The organism is Streptomyces sp. NPDC046909 (assembly GCF_040644695.1).
Lineage (GTDB): Bacteria > Actinomycetota > Actinomycetes > Streptomycetales > Streptomycetaceae > Streptomyces.
Genome location: NZ_JBEYXC010000001.1, coordinates 536,311 through 555,868 on the forward strand (window position 1 = coordinate 536,311; position 19,558 = coordinate 555,868).

Annotated in this window: 13 protein-coding genes; 7 read left to right on the top strand and 6 right to left on the bottom strand. The window is 69.0% G+C overall.

All coding sequences use genetic code 11. The features are described from left to right. The 5 genes from ABZ928_RS02205 to ABZ928_RS02225 all read right to left on the bottom strand — a co-directional run bounded on the left by ABZ928_RS02205 (position 1) and on the right by ABZ928_RS02225 (position 5,697). Positions 1 to 906, bottom strand: coding sequence for a carbohydrate ABC transporter permease (locus ABZ928_RS02205; RefSeq protein ID WP_361514543.1), 906 nt, complete (start codon positions 904 to 906; stop codon positions 1 to 3). Continuing rightward, positions 906 to 1,790 (bottom strand): sugar ABC transporter permease, encoded by an 885-nt coding sequence (locus tag ABZ928_RS02210; protein WP_361514544.1) that lies wholly within the window; start codon positions 1,788 to 1,790, stop codon positions 906 to 908. Before ABZ928_RS02210 ends, ABZ928_RS02205 begins: the two co-directional genes overlap by 1 nt. A gap of 11 nt (positions 1,791 to 1,801) precedes the next feature. Next, positions 1,802 to 3,139: an extracellular solute-binding protein gene (locus ABZ928_RS02215; RefSeq protein WP_361514545.1), complete on the bottom strand. Its 1,338-nt coding sequence runs from the start codon at positions 3,137 to 3,139 to the stop codon at positions 1,802 to 1,804. A gap of 329 nt (positions 3,140 to 3,468) precedes the next feature. After that, entirely contained in the window at positions 3,469 to 4,554 is a 1,086-nt protein-coding gene (locus tag ABZ928_RS02220) for a LacI family DNA-binding transcriptional regulator (protein ID WP_361514546.1), read from the bottom strand. A 129-nt stretch (positions 4,555 to 4,683) separates the two neighbouring features. Next, complete coding sequence (locus ABZ928_RS02225) at positions 4,684 to 5,697, bottom strand: hydroxyacid dehydrogenase (protein ID WP_361514547.1); 1,014 nt, start codon at positions 5,695 to 5,697, stop codon at positions 4,684 to 4,686. A 605-nt stretch (positions 5,698 to 6,302) separates the two neighbouring features. On the opposite strand from ABZ928_RS02225, the gene ABZ928_RS02230 reads away from it, so the two are divergent. The 7 genes from ABZ928_RS02230 (at position 6,303) to ABZ928_RS02260 (ending at position 17,723) form a co-directional block, all read left to right on the top strand. Then, entirely contained in the window at positions 6,303 to 7,652 is a 1,350-nt protein-coding gene (locus tag ABZ928_RS02230; RefSeq protein WP_361514548.1) for an extracellular solute-binding protein, read from the top strand. Beyond that, positions 7,649 to 8,650, top strand: coding sequence for a sugar ABC transporter permease (locus ABZ928_RS02235; protein ID WP_361514549.1), 1,002 nt, complete (start codon positions 7,649 to 7,651; stop codon positions 8,648 to 8,650). Before ABZ928_RS02230 ends, ABZ928_RS02235 begins: the two co-directional genes overlap by 4 nt. Before the next feature lie 29 nt (positions 8,651 to 8,679). Next, on the top strand, positions 8,680 to 9,543 hold the full coding sequence (locus ABZ928_RS02240) for a carbohydrate ABC transporter permease (RefSeq protein ID WP_361514914.1): 864 nt from the start codon (positions 8,680 to 8,682) through the stop codon (positions 9,541 to 9,543). A 73-nt stretch (positions 9,544 to 9,616) separates the two neighbouring features. Continuing rightward, positions 9,617 to 11,143 carry a glycosyl hydrolase family 28 protein gene (locus ABZ928_RS02245; protein WP_361514550.1) on the top strand — a complete coding sequence of 509 codons (1,527 nt, stop codon included), beginning with the start codon at positions 9,617 to 9,619 and terminating at the stop codon, positions 11,141 to 11,143. 53 nt (positions 11,144 to 11,196) lie between these two features. Next, positions 11,197 to 14,586 carry an alginate lyase family protein gene (locus ABZ928_RS02250; protein WP_361514551.1) on the top strand — a complete coding sequence of 1,130 codons (3,390 nt, stop codon included), beginning with the start codon at positions 11,197 to 11,199 and terminating at the stop codon, positions 14,584 to 14,586. 25 nt (positions 14,587 to 14,611) lie between these two features. Then, entirely contained in the window at positions 14,612 to 15,862 is a 1,251-nt protein-coding gene (locus ABZ928_RS02255; protein WP_361514552.1) for an alginate lyase family protein, read from the top strand. 172 nt (positions 15,863 to 16,034) lie between these two features. Beyond that, entirely contained in the window at positions 16,035 to 17,723 is a 1,689-nt protein-coding gene (locus ABZ928_RS02260) for a carboxylesterase family protein (RefSeq protein ID WP_361514553.1), read from the top strand. Here ABZ928_RS02260 and ABZ928_RS02265 read toward each other — a convergent pair. Next, entirely contained in the window at positions 17,605 to 19,467 is a 1,863-nt protein-coding gene (locus tag ABZ928_RS02265) for a beta-L-arabinofuranosidase domain-containing protein (protein WP_361514554.1), read from the bottom strand. The genes ABZ928_RS02260 and ABZ928_RS02265 overlap by 119 nt on opposite strands. Positions 19,468 to 19,558: the final 91 nt, after the last annotated feature.

Here is a 19,558-nt window from a genome sequence, read left to right on the forward strand (position 1 = left end):
TCACTTGAGGGCTCCCAGGGTCACTCCGGTGCGCCAGTAGCGGCGCATCGCGATCATCATGATCGCCATCGGGATGATGGACAGCAGGGCGCCGGTCAGCACCAGGCTGGTGAGGTCGATGCCGGATTCGGAGCGTTTGCCGGACCAGTTGTACAGGCCGAGGTTGAGGGTCCAGTTCTCCTCGCCGCGCAGCACGGTGAGGGGGAGGAAGAAGGCGTTCCAGGTGTTCACGAAGGCGAGGAGGAACACCGTCGCGCCGCCCGTCGTCATCATCCGCAGCACGATGCTGAAGAAGATCCGCAGCTCGCCGGCGCCGTCGATGCGGGCGGCTTCGAGGAGTTCGTACGGGATGGTGGCTTCTGTATACACCTTGGCGAGGTAGACGCTGAACGGGTTGATCAGGCAGGGGATCAGCATCGCCCAGGGGGTGTCGACGAGGCCGATCTCCGAGAACAGCAGATACAGCGGGAGGGTCAGCAGCGCGAGGGGGACCAGGAAGGAGCCGACCACGCTCGCGAAGACCAGGTTGCGGCCGGGGAAGTCGAAGCGGGCGAGGCCGTAGCCCGTCGCGAGGGCGATCAGTGTGCCGCCGAGGGAGCCGACACCGGCGTACAGGAACGAGTTGAAGGTCCAGCGCAGGAAGATGCCGTCCTCGTAGGTGAACACCTGATGGAGGTTGTCCCACAGGTGCCAGCCGGAGAACCACAGGCCGTTGGACTGGTACAGGCCCGTGCGGTCCTTCGTCGCGGCGACGATCAGCCACCACACCGGGAACAGGCTGTAGACGCTCGCCAGGACCAGGCCGATGAGCAGGAAGCGCTGGCCGCCTCGTGAACGAGCCCTGGGATCAGGCCTGTTGAGGCGATGGACCGTGGGCGTGCCGGAGCGCTCCTTCGTGAGCGTCATCAGTCGACCTCCCTCGAAGTGAGCCGGTAGAAGAGGAAGGAGGCGACACCGAGGATCAGTGCGAGGAGCACCGAGAGGGTCGCGGCGTAGTGGTAATTCCCGGCGTTGAACGCCTGGTTGTAGATGATCATGATCGGGGTGAAGCTGTCGTCCACCGTCTCCGGGGTGATGTTCCGGAACAGTGCGGGCTCGTTGAAGATCTGTAGCATCTGGATGATCGAGAGCATGCCGGTGAGCACCAGCGCGGCCCGTACGAACGGGATTTTGATGCTCAGCGCGATACGCCACTCCGACGCGCCGTCCAGCCGCGCCGCCTCGAAGAGCTCGCGCGGGACGCCTTGCAGCGCCGCGTAGATGATGACCATGTTGTAGCCGATGCCGTGCCAGGTCAGCAGGTTGCCGATGGACGGCCACACCATCGACGGCGAGAAGAAGTTCCAGTGGAGGCCGAAGAAGTCGCCGAGCGGGGTGAGCGGGCCGACGTCCGGGCTGTAGAGGTTGATCCACACGATCGCGGCGACCACGCCGGGGATCATGTAAGGCACCAGCAGCATGATCCGGAACTTGCCGGCCGCCTTGGCCGTCACCGCGTCGAGGAGCAGCGCCAGCACCAGGCTGATCAGCAGCATCACCGGGATCTGCACGAGCGCGAACAGCACCACCCGCAGCACCGAACCCATGAACTTCGAGTCGGTCAGGCCCTGTTGGTAGTTGTCGAAGCCGGAGAACTCGTCGGTGGTGCCGCCCAGGCCGAGGCCCGAGGACTGCGAGCGGTACAGCGACTGGTAGACGGCGTACCCGATCGGCAGCAGGTACAGGAAGACGAAGCCGAGCTGGAAGGGCACCGTGAAGGCGGCGCCCTTCCAGCGCAGGGAGCGAATCATCGGGGTGTGCCTCAGCCCTTGACGTTGATGCCGCGGGACTTCAGGTCCTTGACCGTCCACTCCTGCATATGGGCGAGGAGGTCGGTGACCGTCTCCTTCTTGGCGACGACCTGACCCCACTGGCTCTGCAACTCGGTGAACATCGCTGTCCAGTTGGGGCCGAAGGTCCAGTCGGTGGTGACGGTCTTGAGGCTGTCCTTCACGATCTGCTGGGCCGGCTCGTAGTTCTTGCCGAGCAGCTTCTCGGAGATCGCCTCGGGCACGTACGCGTCGCTGTCGGCCAGCGCAGGCATCACACCGCTGCCGGTCTCCGGGCTCGCCATGGTCTTCACCGCGCCGGTGTCGGTGGACATCCACAACGCCGCCTCGGCGGCCTGCTCCTGGTGCTTGCACTGCTCGGACACCAGCGTCAGATTGCCGCTCTGGTTGGTGCCGGCCGGCGTCTTCGCCGCCTCGCCCGCGAACGTCGGCCAGGGCGAAAGCGCCCATTTGCCGAAGGACTTGGTGAAGTTCTGCACCATGCCCGACATCTGCCAGGTGGAGATCTGCCGGGTCGCGGTGTCGCCGTTGTCGAAACTGCGCTGCACGGCCGCGTAGTCGGCGAACGACAGCTTGGCGTTGAGGTCGTTGTCGATGATCTCCTGGATCACCTTCGCGGCCTTGAGGGTGCCCGCGTCCTGGAAGTCCACCTTCCAGGCGTCGCCGTCGATGGCGTACCAGTGCGCGCCCGCCTGCATCGCGAGCACCTCCAGCGTGCTGGGGTCCTCACCGGCGTAGTTCGTGATCTTGATGCCGTGCTTCTTGAGGACCTTGCCCGCGGCGATGAACTCGTCCCAGGTCGTGGGGGCCTTGAGGCCGTACTTCTCGAAGATGTCGGTGCGGTAGATCGTGAACGCGGGCGCCGAGGCGGTCGGGACGCCGTACGTCTTGCCCTGGACCTGACCGGTCGCCCACGAGCCGGAGTTGAACTGGCCCTTGCTCGACTCGACGTACTTCGTGATGTCGGCCAGGGCGCCCTGCGCGACCCAACTCGTCACGTACTCACCGGTGTTCTGGAGGAGGCAGGGGGCGTTGTCGGCCTTGACCGCGTTGCTCAGCTGCTTCTGCATGGTCAACTGGTCGGTGACCTTCGTGTACTTCAGCTGGATGTCCTTGTGCGAGGCGTTGAACGCCTTCACGACGGCCTCCTGGCCGTTGGCCCAGCCCCAGAAGTCCAGGGTGACCGGACCGGAGGACTTGGACCCGGAGTCTCCGGAGTCGGAACCGCCGCAGGCGGCGAGCAGACCCGTCAGCGCGATACCCGCGACGGCGGCGTGGGCGAACCTTCTCCGGGGGCTGGTGAAGTTCATCTGACCGTGTTCCTTCGGAAGTTGGGCGTCTCGGAACGAACGAGGACGACGGCTCGGCCAAGCGGAAGTGGTAGTAAGCGGTTGCTGGGACGGTAGGGCGACGGATCCGGCCAGAGCAAGAGGCGCGCGGAAATTTGTTACGGCGCGTTGTCCGGTGTGTTATGCCGGAGCCGACCTGGGGTGGCGCTCGACCTTGAGGTGTATACGCAGGTCGGCGCCTGTTTGGTGAGGTCTGCGCAGGGCCCGGCCGACCATCGGCGCGGGCCCTGGAGGCTGCGTAAAAATCTCTGGAAAACGTTTACGAAACGATCGCTAGAAGAGCGGCTAGATCATGCGCGTGGCGCGGGCGGCCGGACGGAGTTGCGTACGACGACATGGGTGCCCAGCACGAGATGGTCGCCGTCGCCCTTGCGACGGCCCGCGCCCCCCTCGCGACGGTCGGCGACCGCGCGCAGCGCGACCCGGCCCATCTCCTCGTACGGCACGTGCACGGTGGTGAGTTGGGGGGTCAGCTGGGACGCCAGCGGGATGTCGTCGTACCCGACGATCGACACGTCCTCCGGCACCCGCAGCCCCGCCGCGCGCAGCGCCTGCATGGCACCCGCGGCGACCACATCGGTCCCGGCCAGCACCGCGGTGAAGTCCAGCCCGTCGCGCAGGCTGTCCTGGACGGCGTCGTAACCGTGCTCGTAGTCGTAGAAACCGTGCCGGACCATGCCCGGTTCGAACGGCACGCCGTACGCCTCGAAGGCGCGTTGCGCTCCCCTCAACCGGCCCTGCGCGGTAGTGAGTTCGGCATGTCCCGGCAGGACCAGGACCTTGCGGTGCCCGGCGGACAGGAGGTGGCTGGCCATGGCGTAGGCGCCGCCCTCGTTGTCGTAGTCGACCGTCGTGGCCGGTACGTCGCCCTCCAGCGGTGGCCTGCCCACCAGGACGAGATGGGAGCCGGCCGCGTCGAGGGAGCGGGCGAAGCGGGCCATGCGCAACTGGTACTCGTCGTAGTCGTAGGCACCGCCGAGCAGCACCACTGCGGCGACACCCTGCTGGCGCATCATGTTGACCAGGGCGAGCTCGCGCTCGGGGTCGTCGCCCGTCGTACCGACCAGCGAGAGCCAGCCGCGCAGGGTGGCGGCCCCCTCGACACCCCGCGCGACATGGGCGAACGCGGCGCCGGTGATGTCGTTGATGAGGATCGCCACGGTGGGTGTGCCGCCGCCGGCCAGGGAGCGTGCGTGGGCGTTGGTGACGTAGTCGAGGTCGCCGACCACCTTCATCACCCGGCGGCGCAGCTCCTCCGAGACCGGGTAGTTGCCCGACAGGACGCGGGAGACGCTGGCGACGGAGACCCCTGCCCGTTCCGCCACGTCCCGGATGGTGGCCCGTCCGGCGTCGCCCGAAGCCTTGCGCTGACTCACCCTGGGGGCTCCTTCACCGTCGCGATCGCCCCACCGGGGGCCGGGAGGACACCGGTCGGGGGCCCGGCCCGGAGCCGGTGCGGAAAACCGTATCCCATTGTTTCCGTCGGCCGAGAGGTGCCGGTTCGCTCAGGCGACACGGGTCAGATCCGCGTGCCGCACCTCGTGCGCCAGGGCCCCGCCGGACGCCACCCGTTCCAGCTCCTCCACCACGATCCGCCCGAGTCTCTCCAGCTCGTTGCCGAGCGACCCGGCGATATGGGGGGTGAGGAACACGTTCGGCAGCCGGTACAGCGGTGACCCCGCGGGCAGCGGTTCAGGCTCGGTCACATCGAGTACCGCATACAGTCGACCGGCGACGAGCTCGTCGGTCAGCGCGTCGGGGTCGACCAGTGCGCCCCGGGAGGTGTTGATGAGCACCCCGCCGTCCCGGATCAGCGCGAGCCGCCCGGCGTCGAGCATGCGGTAGGTCTCGGGGATGTCCGGGGCGTGCAGGCTGACGATGTCGCACTGGCTCAACAGGTCGTCCAGCGAGACGAGTTGTGCGCCGAGCGCGGTGGCCTCGGCGGGGCTCACATAGGGGTCGTGGAGCAGGACCGTGAAGTCGAAGGACCGCAGTAGCTCCAGCAGCCGGCGGCCCACGCGGGAGGCCCCGATCACGCCGACGCGGCGGCCGACGTTGCCGGTGTGCGCGGTCTCGGCCGGCGGGGGATAGGCGTGGGTGGTGCGGAACCGCTCGCGGTGGGTGAAGGCCTCCTTCCCGGCGAGCAGGATCATCGCGAGGGTGTACTCCGCGACCGGCAGCGCGTTGCCGGTGACCGCGCTGGACACGCTGATGCCGCGTTCCCACAGTTCCTCGCCGACGAGCGAGCGGACGGAGCCCGCCGCGTGCAGCACGGTGCGCAGCCGGGGGGCGGCGGCGAGGACCTCGGAGTCCAGGCTCGGGCAGCCCCAGCCGGTGATGAGCACCTCGACCGTGGCGAGGGCCTCGGCCGCCGCGGGATCCGCGAAGTCCCGCAGGACCAGGCCGGGTTCGAGGTCGGCCACCTGCCCCAGCCGGGCCATGAGCGCCGGGGGGAACAGCAGGGGGAGGTGCACCGGGTCCATCGCGAACACGGCCCGCGGCAGCTGGGGGGTGGGCATGAGACTCCTGACATGCTGAGTAGTAACAGTTTCAGAAAGCGTCTTCTACCGTAGATCTGCCGGGAACGGCGGGTCAATCGGTCCGGCGGATCGCACGAGCGCGGATTTCGGCGGGCTTCGGCCGGCTCCTTCTCGCCGCGTATGCGCATGTCACGGCGGGGTGGGGCGGTGGAAGCGGGAGTTGGGGCCAGGGTGGGCGGGTTGACGCCGAGCTGTGGGACGGCCCTTTGATCCTCCATGGCAACCGGTTCCCCGCCATGCCGTCAAGAGAGCCTTCTGGCGACTGCCCCTCTGGGGCGGTCGAGTCGCATCCCGTGCTCTCCCGGGTGGCTGAAGTGGCCGTGGTGCGGGGCTTTTCCGATCGGCTCGCACGCCAGAACCGAGGTGGTCCACATCCTCGTACAAGAAGGCTATGACCTGCACCTTCATCGATCGGCGCGACTTTGTCGGCCGCCCTGCGCGTGTCACCGAGGTTACACAGTCTTTTCGAAAACTCGTCGGGCCTCTTGACGCGGTTTCCGGACAGGAAGAAGCTCTGCCCCACTGCCCAACAACCGGTTGCCACGCAATCGAGCCAACTAGGTGAAGCGGGAGGTGGTGCGTTCATGCACCGTCAAGTCGGTGCTTCGATGGGCCGCCGCCGATTCCTCGCCCTGTCGGCGGGAGGTGCCGCGGCCGGCGCTGCCGCGCTGAGCGGCTGTGCGATGCAGGTGTCCAGCGGGGTCAGCGGCTCGGGGGAGACCGTCACCGTGATGGTCAACTCCGGGGACATCCTCCCGGAGCAGGTGCGGCAGGCGAACAAGGCCCTCGGCATCAAGATCGTCCTGGTGAAGTACGACATCACCAAGCTGATCGCGATGCTGACCAGCGGCAGCCCGCCCGACCTGGTGCGCGGTGTGGGTGCCGTGGACGCGCCGTTCTTCGCGGCGCGGGACGTGGCCGAGGAGCTGGACCCGTATTTCGCGGGGAGCGGTGTGCTCAAGCTGGACGACCTGGATCCCGTCAACGACCTGTGGCGGTTCGACGGCCGGACCCAGGGCAAGGGCCCGCGCTACGGCATGGCGAAGGACTTCTCGCAGGATTCCATGTACTGGTACAACACCGCGGCCTTCGACAAGGCCGGTGTCGACCGCCCGGCGGAGACCGAGCCGATCACCTTCGAGGAGTGGCAGGACACCGCCAAGCGGCTCGTGCAGCGCAAGAACGGTCAGACCACCGTCTTCGGCGGCAGCTACGGCGGCCTCACCCGGGCCACGCTCCTGTCGACCCTGACCGCGTCCGCCGGCGGCAACCTGTTCAACGACGACTTCTCCCGCGTCGACTTCACGACCCCCGAGGCCCGCAAGGCCCTGGCCTGGTACATCGACTACTGCGCCACCAAGGTGGGGCCGAGCCTCATCCAGCCCGACCCCAACGGCTGGGACGGGCCCACCTATCAGGCCGGACGGCTGGGCATGTCGAACTCCGGCTACTGGCTGGGCGGCATGATCTACCCGGACAAGAAGCTGGCGCAGGTCTCCCGGCTGGCGCCCGCCCCGGTGTTCGCGGGCGGCGCGCGGATCAGCGCCTGCCAGGGCGGCACCGGACTGTGGATGCCGCGCGGAGCCAAGAACAAGGACGCCGCCTGGCGGGTCTTCGAGTGGTTCTTCGGCGAGGAACCGGCCAAGGCACGCGCCTCCGGCGGCTGGGGCATCCCCACGCTGAAGTCCCTGCGCTCCCTGATGCCCAGTCAGGAGGATTACCAGAGACGGGTGTTGAAGGTGCAGAACAACGAGCTGAAGCATTTCTCGGTCGTCTCCTTCACCCCGTACACCAGGGCGGACGCGTTCGACGCGCTCTTCAACCAGATCGCCCCCGCCGCGATGAACGGCCAGATCTCCGTCGACACCCTCGCCGGGCGCTTGAACTCGGCCATCAACGAGCAGCTCAAGCGCGGTAAGGAGCAGGTGGGATGACGGTCGATCAGATCTCCTCCGTCGCGGACCGGCCCGACGCCACCGCGGGCCCCGGACGCGCCCGCGCCGCCACCGGCCGGCCGCGGACCTCCATGACGGCCCGCAGACACCGCGCGTTCTATCTGTTCACCTCACCCTGGATCATCGGGTTCCTGCTGCTGACCGTCGTGCCGATGGCGTACGCGCTGTGGCTGAGCTTCACCACCTTCGACGGCATCTCGCCCAACTGGAAGTACGTCGGCCTCGGCAACTACCGTGAGCTGCTGGGCGATCCGGTCACCTGGGACTCCCTCGGCCGCGCCGGACTGTTCGCTGTCACTTCGGTGCCGCTGTCGATCATCGCGGGCCTCGGCCTCGCCGTACTGGTCAACCGGCCGCTCAAGGCACGCGGGCTCTTCCGTACCCTGCTCTATCTGCCCGCCGTGGTACCGCCGGTGGGCGCGGGCCTCGCCTTCAAGCTGCTCTTCGACCAGAACTCCGGTGCCACCAACGGCGTTCTGACCTTCTTCGGCATCGACGCCGTCGCCTGGCTCGCCGACCCCTACGCCCGCTACGTCCTGCTGATGACCGTGCTCTGGGCGGCCGGCAACATCATGATCATCTCGCTGGCCGGGCTCCAGGACGTCCCCCGCGAACTCCACGAGGCGGCCCGCATCGACGGGGCGAGCGCCTGGCGCACCTTCCGCAGCATCACCGTGCCGCTGCTGTCGCCCGTACTGCTCTTCCAGACGGTCACCGGGATGATCGCCTCGGTGCAGACCATCATGCCGCTGCTGCTGGCGCCGCTCGGCGACACGAGCGGGATCACCACCGTCCCGCAGTCCAACTACCTCTACATGATGCATGTGTTCGCGCAGTACTTCGCGCTCGGCCGCTACGGCTACGCGTCCGCGCTGCTGTGGGTGCTCTTCGTCCTGATCCTCGTCGTGACCGGACTCATCTTCAAGTTCACGTCCGGCGCCGTGTTCTACAACGTCGACCCGGAGGCGAAGAAGTGACCGCGACCAGCCTGCCGCCCAAGTCAGCGATCTCCGGCCCGCGTTCAGCACCGGCAGCCGGCGTCCGCGTTCGGGTGCGCGCCAGACGCCTCGCCCTCTACACGGTCCTCGTCTCCGTCACCGGCCTGTTCCTCGGCCCGTTCGGCTGGCTGATCCTCTCCGGACTCAAGACACAAGGGGAGTTGGCCGCCTCACCCGTGCACTGGCTGCCCGACGCCTTCCAGTGGCACAACTTCGCCGACGCCTTCAACCAGATCGACTTCCTCGGCTACGCCCGCAACTCCCTGATCATCGCCCTGCTCTACGCCACGCTCGTCACCCTCAGCTCGGCCTGGGTCGGCTTCGGCTTCGCCCGCCTCGACGCCCCCGGCAAGAAGGTGCTGTTCGGGGTGCTGCTCGGCTCGATGATGCTCCCGCAGATGGTCACCCTGCTGCCCACCTACCTGATCTTCGCCAAGCTCGGCATGGTCGACACCTACTGGCCATGGGTGCTGTGGGGGCTGTCCGCCGCGCCGTATCTCGTCTTCCTCTTCCGGCAGTTCTTCGCGGGCATGCCCCGCGAACTGGAGGAGGCCGCCATCGTCGACGGCTGCGGCTACACCTCGATCTTCTGGCGGATCTTCCTGCCGCAGTCCTGGCCCGTCCTGTCGGCGAGCTTCATCATCGCCTTCACCTGGACCTGGGGCGACTACATCGCCCCGCAGCTGCTGCTGTCCACCGACCGCACCACACTCGCCGTCGCCGTGATGACCACCTACATCAACGAGGCCGGCACACCCGTCCCCGAACTCCAGGCCGCGGCCTCCGTGATGTACGTCGTCCCCATCCTGCTGATCTTCCTCATCGCCCAGCGCGGCTTCGTCGCCGGGATGTCCACGACGGGCCTCAAGTAGCCACGTCCTGGGGCGAGTTGCCCGCTCACTCTGTAGGCCTTCTGGCCTTTGAATTTTCGCGAGGAGTACTGAGATGAACACGCCCCTGTCGCGCCGTACCGCCCTCCAGGCGGCGGGCGCCACCGTGCTCGCCGCCGGTCTCACCAACCTGACGGCCGCGGCGGCCCGGGCCGACGACGCCGCGGTCGAGCCGGAGTTGGTGACGTACCCCGTACCGTCCGGCGCCCCCGTGAACACCGGCAGCTACACCGTCAAGGTCCGGGTGCCTGGCGGTAGTTGGGAGACACTCGGGGTCTACCGGCCCACGCTCGCCGAGATCAACGCCACCACCGGCAGCAAGAAGCAGTACAACTCCTCCCTCGCCTACTTCGACTTCTGCGGTCAGGTCGAGGTCGAGGTGACGTACATCAAGGGCGGCACCCAGAAGGTGCGGGTGCGGCCGGACTCGTACGGCATCGCACCCGAAGTCCTCGCCGACACCCTGCGGTTCACCCTGGACAGACCGCGCAACATCGTCGTCCAGATCAACGACGACCTCTTCGACTCCCTGCACCTCTTCGCCCGCCCGATCGAGAAGCGCAAGCCGAAGGCGGACGACGCCGACGTCCTCTACTACGGCCCCGGCGTCCACACCACCGCCGACGGGTACCTCAACGTCCCCTCGGGCAAGACCGTTTACCTCGACGGCGGCGCCCTGCTCAAGGCCACCGTCGTCTTCAAGGACGTACAGGACGCCCGGATCACCGGCCGCGGCGTGCTCGCCGGCACCAAGGCGGGCGGCATCCTCGTCGAGGGCTCGACCGACATCCGTATCGACGCCGTGACCGTGCTCAACCCCAACGGCTACGCGGTCCAGATCGGCGAGTCCACCGACGTCTCCATCAAGGGCCTGTGCGCCTTCAGTTCCAAGGGCTGGGGCGACGGCATCGACGTCTTCTCCAGCACCGACGTCACCATCGACGGTGTCTTCATGCGCAACTCCGATGACTGCATAGCCATTTACACCCACCGCTGGGACTACTACGGCGACACCAGGAACATCACCGTCAAGAACTCCACCCTCTGGGCGGACGTCGCCCACCCCATCAACGTCGGCACGCACGGCAACACCGAGAACCCCGAGACGCTGGAGAACCTGGTCTTCCGGAACCTCGACATCTGCGACCAACGCGAGCCCCAGATGAACTACCAGGGCTGCATCGCCCTCAACGTCGGCGACTCCAACCTCCTGGAGAACGTCCGCGTCGAGGACGTGCGGATCGAGGACATCCGCTGGGGGCAGGTCATCTACCTCAAGGTCATGTACAACACGAAGTACAACACCTCGGTCGGCCGCGGCATCCAGGACGTGTACGTCAAGAACCTGACCTACACGGGCACCCACGCCAACCCGTCGCTCTTCCTCGGCTACGACGCCGAACACGCCATCGACAACGTGACGTTCGAGAACCTCGTGATCAACGGCCAGGTCATCGCCGACTCGATGAAGAAGCCGAGCTGGTACTACACCACCGACTCGATCCAGTGGTACTACAACGAGCACGTCACCAACCTGAAGTTCCTCACCACCGCCGAGGCCGAGGCGGCCGCGGCGTCGTGATCACTCCCCGTACTTCCGGTACCTCCAGTAGTCACAGCACTCCCGGCACTTCGGTGACGAGCCGCCGAGGGCTTCTCGGCGGCACCGCGGCCCTGCTGCTGGCGGCGGGCGCCGGCGGACTGCTCGTGCCCGGCACGGCGCGGGCGGCGGACGGCGAGTCGACCGCATACGACGAGTCGACCGCATACCGCGAGACGACCGTAGACGGTAGACAGTTCACCCACCCCGGCCTACTTCATACAGTCGACGACATATCGCGGATGAGATCTGCCGTCGCCGCCAAGGAATCCCCGATCTACGACGGCTATCTCGCGTTCGCCGCTCACGCCCGCTCGCAGTCGACGTACACGGTCCAGAACACCGGCCAGATCACCTCCTGGGGCCGCGGCCCCACCAACTTCCAGAATCAGGCCGTCGCCGACTCGGCCGCCGCCTACCAGAACGCCCTCATGTGGGCCGTCACCGGCAACCGCGCCAACGCCGACAAGGCCCGGGACATCCTCAACGCCTGGTCGGCCTCGCTGACCATGGTCACCGGAGCCGACGGGCCGCTCGGCGCGGGGCTCCAGGTCTTCAAGTTCGTCAACGCGGCCGAACTGCTGCGGCACTCGGACTACGACGGCTGGAGCGACGCCGACATCGCGCGCTGCGAGGAGTCCTTTCTGCGCGTCTGGTATCCGGCGATCTCCGGCTACATGCTGTACGCCAACGGCAACTGGGATCTGACGGCCCTTCAATCCATCCTGGCCATCAGTGTGTTCTGCGAGGAACGCACCCTCTTCGAGGACGCCCTGCGGTTCGCCGCGGCCGGTGCCGGCAACGGCAGTGTCCGCAACCGCGTCGTCACGGCCGACGGCCAGGGCCAGGAGAGCGGCCGCGACCAGGGCCACGAACAGCTCGCCGTCGGCCTCATGGGCGACGCCGCGCAGGTCGCCTGGAACCAGGGCGTCGACCTCTGGGCCTTCGACGACCACCGCATCCTCGCCAACGCCGAGTACGCCGCCCGCTACAACCTCGGCGGCGCCGTCCCCTTCACCCCCGACCTCGACCGCACCGGCAAGTACATCAAGACCGCCGTCTCCGACAAGGTCCGCGGCACCCTGCCGCCGATCTACGAGATGTACTACGCCCATTACGCGGGCGTCCGTGGCCTCGACACCCCGTACACCAAGGCGGCCGTCTTCCGGGGGACCGGCGGCGCCCGCGTCGTCGAGGGCAGCAACGACGACCTGCCGGGCTGGGGGACGTTCGCGTACGCCGGGACGACGGCACCGGTATCGGCATCGGCCGGGTCGACCGTGCCGACGGCGCCGGCGGGTGTCACGGCGGTGGGCGACGACGACGGTGTGTCGGTCATCGTGGCGTGGCTGCCGTCGGCGTGGGCGACGGCGTACAGCGTGCGCCGGGCGAGCAGGCCGCAGGGGCCGTACGCCGAGATCGCGTCGGCGGTCGACGGAACATCGTATGCAGACGACGGTGTACGGACCGGGCGGACCTACTACTACACGGTCACCGCCGCGAACCCCCAGGGGAGCAGCGGAGCATCGAGCCCCGTCGCCGCCACCGCCGGCCTCCCGGAACCCTGGGCCACCCAGGACATCGGCGATGTGAAGATCCTGGGCTCCGCCGCCTTCGACGGCGAAAGGTTCCTCCTGGAGGCGAGCGGCACCGCCGACACCCACCGCCTCGTCCACCTTCCCCTGCGCGGCGACGGCTCCGTCACCGCGCGGATCGTGTGGCCGCTGACCTCGCAGTACTCCAAGATCGGCGTCAGCCTCCGAGCCGGCCTCGACGCGGACGCCGCGCACGCCTCGATGCTGATCCAGGGCCTGCCGCTGCACACCTGGAGCGGCGTGTGGACCGTACGCCCCTCGGCCGGCGCGGACGTCTCCACCACCGGCAGCACCCCGGTACCGCCCTCCCAGCAGGACGCGATCACGGTGAACGCATCCTTCCCGATCTCCGACCTCGGCGCGCTGCCGGAGTCGGCGACCCCGCTCGAAGCCCCGTACGTCGAGGGCGCCGGTGACGGCTACCGGCTGCGGGCGCCGTACTGGGTGCGGGTGACCCGCAGGGGCCGTTGGTGCACCGGGGCGATCTCGCCCGACGGCATACGGTGGACAGAAGTCGGTCGTACCGAGGTCGACGGTCTACCGCACATCGCATACGCCGGTCTCGTCCTCACCTCCTGCCTCGGAGTCGACGAGGACTACGCCGAAACCGGCACCGGCGCCTTCGACCACGTCAGCGTGGTCTCCAGCGCGGCAGGCGAGGTCTGGTCCACCCCCCGCCCCGCCCGCACCGCCACCGACCTGCGGGCGGCCACCGGCGCCGACGCCGTCGAGCTGGCCTGGACCGACCCGGATCTCTCCGCCCAGTACAAGGTGCTGCGCGCCACCACCGCCGACGGCCCCTACGAGACGATCGCGAGCCGCGTCGCCCCGGTCGGCTTCGGCACCCGCATCCGGTACACCGACGCCACCGGCACTTCCGGCACGGAGTACCACTACGTCGTCGCCAAGACGAACAGCTCCGGACGCGGCCCCTTCTCGGAACCCGCCTCCGCACGGATGCCTACACCCGGCGCACCCCAACTCACCTCCGTCACCACCGCGTTCGCGAACAAGGGAGAACCCTTCCGGCACCTTCTGCGCGCCTCGCACGAGCCCATACGGTTCACCGCCGACGGGCTCCCCGACGGCCTGCGCCTCGACCGACGCACCGGCCTGATCTGCGGAACCCCCACCGGGACAGGGGAGTTCACGATCACGACCGGCGCGGGCAACGCGGCCGGCGAAGGCACCGGCACCCTGGCCCTCACCGTCGGCACGCCCCCGCCCACCCCCTGGACCCACGGCGACCTCGGCGACCCCGTCCTCGACGACCGTGCCTACGGCACCCTCGGAGTCGTAGCGGTCGCGACACCCGGCAGCACCTCGTACGCCGACGGCACTTTCACCGTCCGCGGCGCGGGTACCGACCTCTCCGTCAACAACCAGGGAATGACAGGGCAGTTCGTGCGGCAGCCCGTCACCGGAGACTGCGAGGTCACCGCCCGTCTGGTCTCCCGCACCGGCGCCACCGCCGACCGGGTCGGCCTGTTGATGGCCAAGTCGCTCTCCCCGTTCGACCAGGCGGCCGGAGTCATCGTCACCGGCGGCACCACCGCACAGCTCATGCTGCGCAAGACCGTCGCCGGGGCCTCCGCCTTCTCCGGCACCGCCACCGTCCAACTGCCCCTGCTGCTACGGCTGAAGCGCACCGGGACCGCCTTCACCGCAGCTGTCTCCACCGACGACGGCGCCACCTGGACCGACCTCGCCTCCGGCGAGATCCCCGGCTTCGGCGACGCCTCCTACCACGTCGGCCTCGTGGTCTGCTCCCGCAGCCCGCTGGTCCGCTGCACCACCCAGTTCGAAGAGGTGAGTGTCACCTCTCTCTAGATCCCCCCACGGATTGGAGACGCACATGAGCCGCACCTCCCCCCACCGGCCCGTCCAGGAAGGCGAGTTGAGCCGCCGCGGTCTGCTGAGGACCGCCGGCGGACTCGGGGCCGCCCTCGCCCTCGGTGGCGGTGCCTTCGCCGCCACCACGGCGGACGCCGCCCCGTCCACCTGGACCCACCCCGGCATGCTCCACAACGCCGGTGACATCAACCGCGCCAAGGTCAGGGTCGCCGCCGGTACCGACCCCTGGCTGTCCGGCTGGAACCGGCTGACCGCCAACTCCCACTCCCAGTCCACCTGGACCAACCGGGCCACCGCCACCGTCATCCGCGGCGGAACCGGCGAGAACTACGGACTGCTCTACAACGACATCGCCGCCGCCTACCAGAACGCCCTGCGCTGGAAGGTCGGCGGCACCGAGGCCAACGCCGTCTGCGCCGCGAACATCCTCAACGCCTGGTCCACCACGCTCACTTCGATCAGCGGCAACGCCGACCGCTTCCTCGCCGCCGGCCTCTACGGCTGGCAGTTCGCCAACGCCTGCGAACTCATGCGGGACTACGACGGGTTCGACCTCGCCGCCGCCCAGGAGCTGATGGCGAACGTCTTCTACCCGATGAACAACAGCTTCCTCACCAACCACAACGACGCCTGCATCACCAACTACTGGGCCAACTGGGACCTCTGCAACATGGCCTCGATCCTGGCCACCGGCATCCTCAACGAGGACAGCGCCAAGTACGACCAGGCCGTCACCTACTTCAAGTCCGGCGCGGGCAACGGCTCCATCGCCCACGCGGTCCCGTACCTCTACACCGACAGCGACGGTTACGACCTCGGCCAGTGGCAGGAGTCCGGCCGCGACCAGGGGCACACCGTCATGGGCATGGGCCAGATGGGCGCGATCTGCGAGATGGCCTGGAACCAGGGCGACGACCTGTACTCCTACGACAGTCGCCGCTTCATGAAGGCCGCCCAGTACGTCGCGAAGTACAACCTCGGCAACGACGTCCCCTTCACCACCTACACCTGGGGCACCGGCCAGAGCTGCGCCCAGTCCTCCCAGACGGTCATCTCCTCCGCCTCCCGCGGCCAGGTCCGCCCGGTCTGGGCCATGCTCCACTTCCACTACAACCGGCGGCTCTACCTCGACGACAAGTACATCTCCGCGTTCTACTACGCCAACGCCCCCGAGGGCGGAGGCGGGGACTACGGCACCACCAGCGGCGGCTTCGACCAGCTCGGCTTCGGCACGCTGATGTACGCGAAGTAGCGTCGCCCACCGACCGCATGCAGGTGATTGCCGACCGTATGCAAGCGGTCGCCGACTGTATGCGATGTACCTCGAACAGCCTCCAGTTCGCCTCGTGCACCGGAATAGCCGGCCGTGATGTGGTGCTCTGTTGTTACCGGTGCACGAGCGCGGCGAGGAGGCTGGTGGTCGAATGACAGCAGTCCGGACAGACCCCGTGGTGAGCACGCCGTACGGATCCGTACGCGGCCGGTACGAGAACGGGATCGCGGTGTTCCGCGGCATCCCCTACGCGGCGCCCCCCTTCGGCCCCCGCAGGTTCCGGCCGCCCGTCCCGCCCGAGCCCTGGGACGGCGTCCGCGACGCCGGAGCCTTCGGGCCGACGGCGCCGAAACCGCCGTACTCCGAAGCCTTCGCCCAGTACCTGTCCGACCCGGTCGTGCCCGGTGACGACTGCCTCAACCTCAACGTGTGGACACCGGAGCCGGGCCGCGGAGCCCGGCTCCCGGTTCTCGTCTGGCTGCACGGCGGCGCCCTGACCAGGGGATCCTCCGCCGTACCGGTCTACGACGGGCAGGCCTTCGCGCGCGACGGCGTCGTCCTCGTCTCCGTGAACTACCGGCTGGGAGTCGAGGGCTACGGCCTCTTCCCGGACACCCCCGCCAACCCCGGCCTGCGCGACCAGCTCGCCGCACTGGAATGGGTGCACCGTTCGATCGAGAACTTCGGCGGCGACCCCGCCCGCGTCACCCTCGCCGGCCAGTCCGCCGGCGCCATCAGCACCGGCGCCCTGCTCGCCGCACCGCAGGCGCAGGGCCTGGTCCGGCGCGCGATCCTGCAGAGCGGGCCGCCCGAGGCCGCCGACCGGGACAAGGTACGGCGGATGGTGCGCCGCATGGCCACCCGGCTGAAGATCCCCGCCACCGCCGCCGCCTTCGCCGAGGTCGACCCCGAACTGCTGCTGCGCACCCAGGGCGAGGTCGGCCGGCTCAGCAGCCCGGTGCTCGGCGGCCCCGCCTTCGGCATCGTCGTCGACGGCGACCTCGTCCCGCGCGACCCCCTGGAAGCGCTCATCGACGGCGACGTCGCCCGTGACGTCGACCTGATGGCGGGCTGGACCCGCGACGAGTACCGGCTCTGGCTGGTCCCCGGCGGCCTCCTCGAACGCGTCGACCGCCTCGGCCCCGTCGCCCTCGCCGGCGCCATGGCCCGCTGCCACACCGGCCACGAGATACCGCGCGGCTACCGCACCCTGCACCCCGAGGCCGGCACCGCCGACATCGTCGGCCAGATGGTCACCGACCACCTGCTCCGCATCCCCTTGCACCGCCTGGCCGAGGCCCGCCCCGGCACCTCGTACGTCTACGAGTTCGCCTGGCCCTCCAACCTCCCCGGCCTCGGCGCCTGCCACGCCCTGGAACTCGGGTTCGTCTTCGGCACGGGCGACAGCCCGGAGTCCGTGAAACTGGCGGGCGAGGGCGCCCCGCACGAGCTGACCGAGGCGATGCACGGGGCGTGGGTGCGGTTCGCGGTGGAGGGTGATCCGGGGTGGGAGGCGTGGGACGCGTCGCATCCGGTGCGGATCTTCGGAGACGGTGGACGGGATACCGTAGGCTCCGCGTCTACGGTATACGATCCGCGGCATACCGTAGACACTCTGAACGCCGCATACGATCCGCGGGGTACCGTACGCACCCCGTACACCGCATACGGTCCACGGGATCCGGAATTCGCCCTCTGGGACGCCGAACCCACCGCCGACCTCACCCCTCCGGAATCCACACCCGCATCGGCCCCTCCTCACGGTTCGCCCACGCGTAGTACGGAACTGCGGTCAGTGGTACGGCGTCTGCGCCTCCCCGGCGCAGTCCGTCGGCCGTGACCACGGTGACCCCGCCCAGCAGGTCGGGGTCGTGCCGGACGGTGAGACGGGAGCCGTACGGCAGGGTCAGGTCGTCGAAGCGGACGCCGGGCTGCTGGTCCACGCCCTCCAGGCAGTGGACCAGCGGGCCGCGCTCGATGGCGACACAGCCGCGTACGGCGTCCACGCGCGGGTCGGGGCGGGTGAGGCGGGGGTTCAGTTCCAGGTCGAGGGTGAGGGTGTCGCCGGGGGACCAGTGGCGGCGCAGCCCCAGCCAGCCGGGGAGCGTCTCGGCGGGCGGTTCGCCGTCGGGGGCGGTGGCGGTGAAGTCCGTGCACCAGGACGGGATCCGCAGCGACAGTGTCCAGTCGGCGTCCGGCGCCTCCTCGACGGTCACCGTGATCCGCCCCTCCCAGGGGTAGGCGGTCGCGACGCTGACCCGGCCGCCCCCGGCCTCGTACACGCCGGTCGCGTACTGGTGCAGCTGAAGGCCCGCGTCGTCCCCGGTGGTCCCGCTCGCCATGTAGTGCGGGAGGGAGGCCAGGAGCCGCATCACGTTCGGCGGGCAGCAGGCGCAGCGGAACCAGGCGGTACGACGGGCCGCCTTGTCCGGCTCGAACGCGCCCTCGTACTCCTCGCGCACGTGCAGCGGGTTGACGTACAGCCAGCTGTCGCCGTCCAGGCCGACGCCGGCCAGGAAGCCGTTGTAGAGGGTGCGTTCGACGAGGTCGGAGTACTTCGCTTCGCCGGTCAGCAGCGCCATCCGCCAGGAGAACTGGATCGACGCGATCGCCGCGCAGGTCTCCGCGTAGGCCCGGTCCGACGGCAGTTCGTACGGCTCCCCGAACGCCTCGCCCTCGTGCCGGGCCCCGACGCCGCCCGTCAGGTATGTCTTCGACGCCACCATCGCGTCCCACAGTCGCTCGGCTACTGCATACAGTTCACGGTCGCCCGTCTCCGAGGCCAGATCCGCCACGCCCGCCAGCAGATACAGCTGCCGTACGGCGTGCCCGGTGACCGTCGTGGCCTCGCGCACCGGCGTGTGGTCCTGCCAGTACGCCCGGCCCAGATGAGGGTTGACGTCGGCGTCCAGCAGGCCGTGGCCGCGCCGGTCCACGAAGTGTCCGGCGAGGTCCAGCCAGCGCCGTTCCCCGGTCTCCCGGTACAGCTCCACCAGCGCGGTCTCGATCTCGGGATGCCCGCAGACACCGTCGATCCGCCCGCCCGGACCGAGGACCGACGCGATGTGTACGGCGAACCGTTCGGCGACGTCGAGGAGTTCACGGCGTCCGGTCGCCCGGTGGTGGGCGACCGCGGCCTGGAGAAGATGGCCCGCGCAGTACAACTCGTGGCCCCAGCCCAGCTCTTGCCAGCGGCGTTCCGGGCGGGCGACCTGGTAGTACGACTGCAGGTAGCCGTCCGCGTCCTGCGCGGCGGCGAGCAGCGCGACCAACTCGTCGACATGAGCTGTCAGTTCAGCGTCCTCGGGGTGGTCGGCGAGGTGCCATGAGGCCGCCTCCAGCCACTTGTGCACGTCCGAGTCCTGGAACGGGAAGTCGCCGTTGAAGGAGCCCTTGCCGTCGGCGGCGGCGCGGAGGTTGGCGAGGTTTCCGGCCTCCTCCAGCAGCGCGGGGCCCCGGGGGATGCTCGCCTCGGCGTTGGTGCGGCGGCGGGCGGCCCAGAATCCGCCGGTGATGCGGGCGGCCGCCGCCGGGTGGAGGGCAGTGTGCGCGCCGGGAGTCGGGCGGATGGGGCCGGTGCTCATACGGGGTGGCTCCGAAGGGCGAGAGTGCGGGTGGAAAGCGGTTTCCGCGGCCTGAGCATAGGAATCAACCGGCTCCCCCGACAAGAGGGGA

Coding starts and splice junctions, on each gene's coding strand:
- ABZ928_RS02205 (WP_361514543.1), bottom strand. CDS start 906: ATGACGCTCACGAAGGAGCGCTCCGGCACGCCCACGGTCCATCGCCTC.
- ABZ928_RS02210 (WP_361514544.1), bottom strand. CDS start 1,790: ATGATTCGCTCCCTGCGCTGGAAGGGCGCCGCCTTCACGGTGCCCTTC.
- ABZ928_RS02215 (WP_361514545.1), bottom strand. CDS start 3,139: ATGAACTTCACCAGCCCCCGGAGAAGGTTCGCCCACGCCGCCGTCGCG.
- ABZ928_RS02225 (WP_361514547.1), bottom strand. CDS start 5,697: ATGCCCACCCCCCAGCTGCCGCGGGCCGTGTTCGCGATGGACCCGGTG.
- ABZ928_RS02230 (WP_361514548.1), top strand. CDS start 6,303: ATGCACCGTCAAGTCGGTGCTTCGATGGGCCGCCGCCGATTCCTCGCC.
- ABZ928_RS02235 (WP_361514549.1), top strand. CDS start 7,649: ATGACGGTCGATCAGATCTCCTCCGTCGCGGACCGGCCCGACGCCACC.
- ABZ928_RS02245 (WP_361514550.1), top strand. CDS start 9,617: ATGAACACGCCCCTGTCGCGCCGTACCGCCCTCCAGGCGGCGGGCGCC.
- ABZ928_RS02255 (WP_361514552.1), top strand. CDS start 14,612: ATGAGCCGCACCTCCCCCCACCGGCCCGTCCAGGAAGGCGAGTTGAGC.
- ABZ928_RS02260 (WP_361514553.1), top strand. CDS start 16,035: ATGACAGCAGTCCGGACAGACCCCGTGGTGAGCACGCCGTACGGATCC.
- ABZ928_RS02265 (WP_361514554.1), bottom strand. CDS start 19,467: ATGAGCACCGGCCCCATCCGCCCGACTCCCGGCGCGCACACTGCCCTC.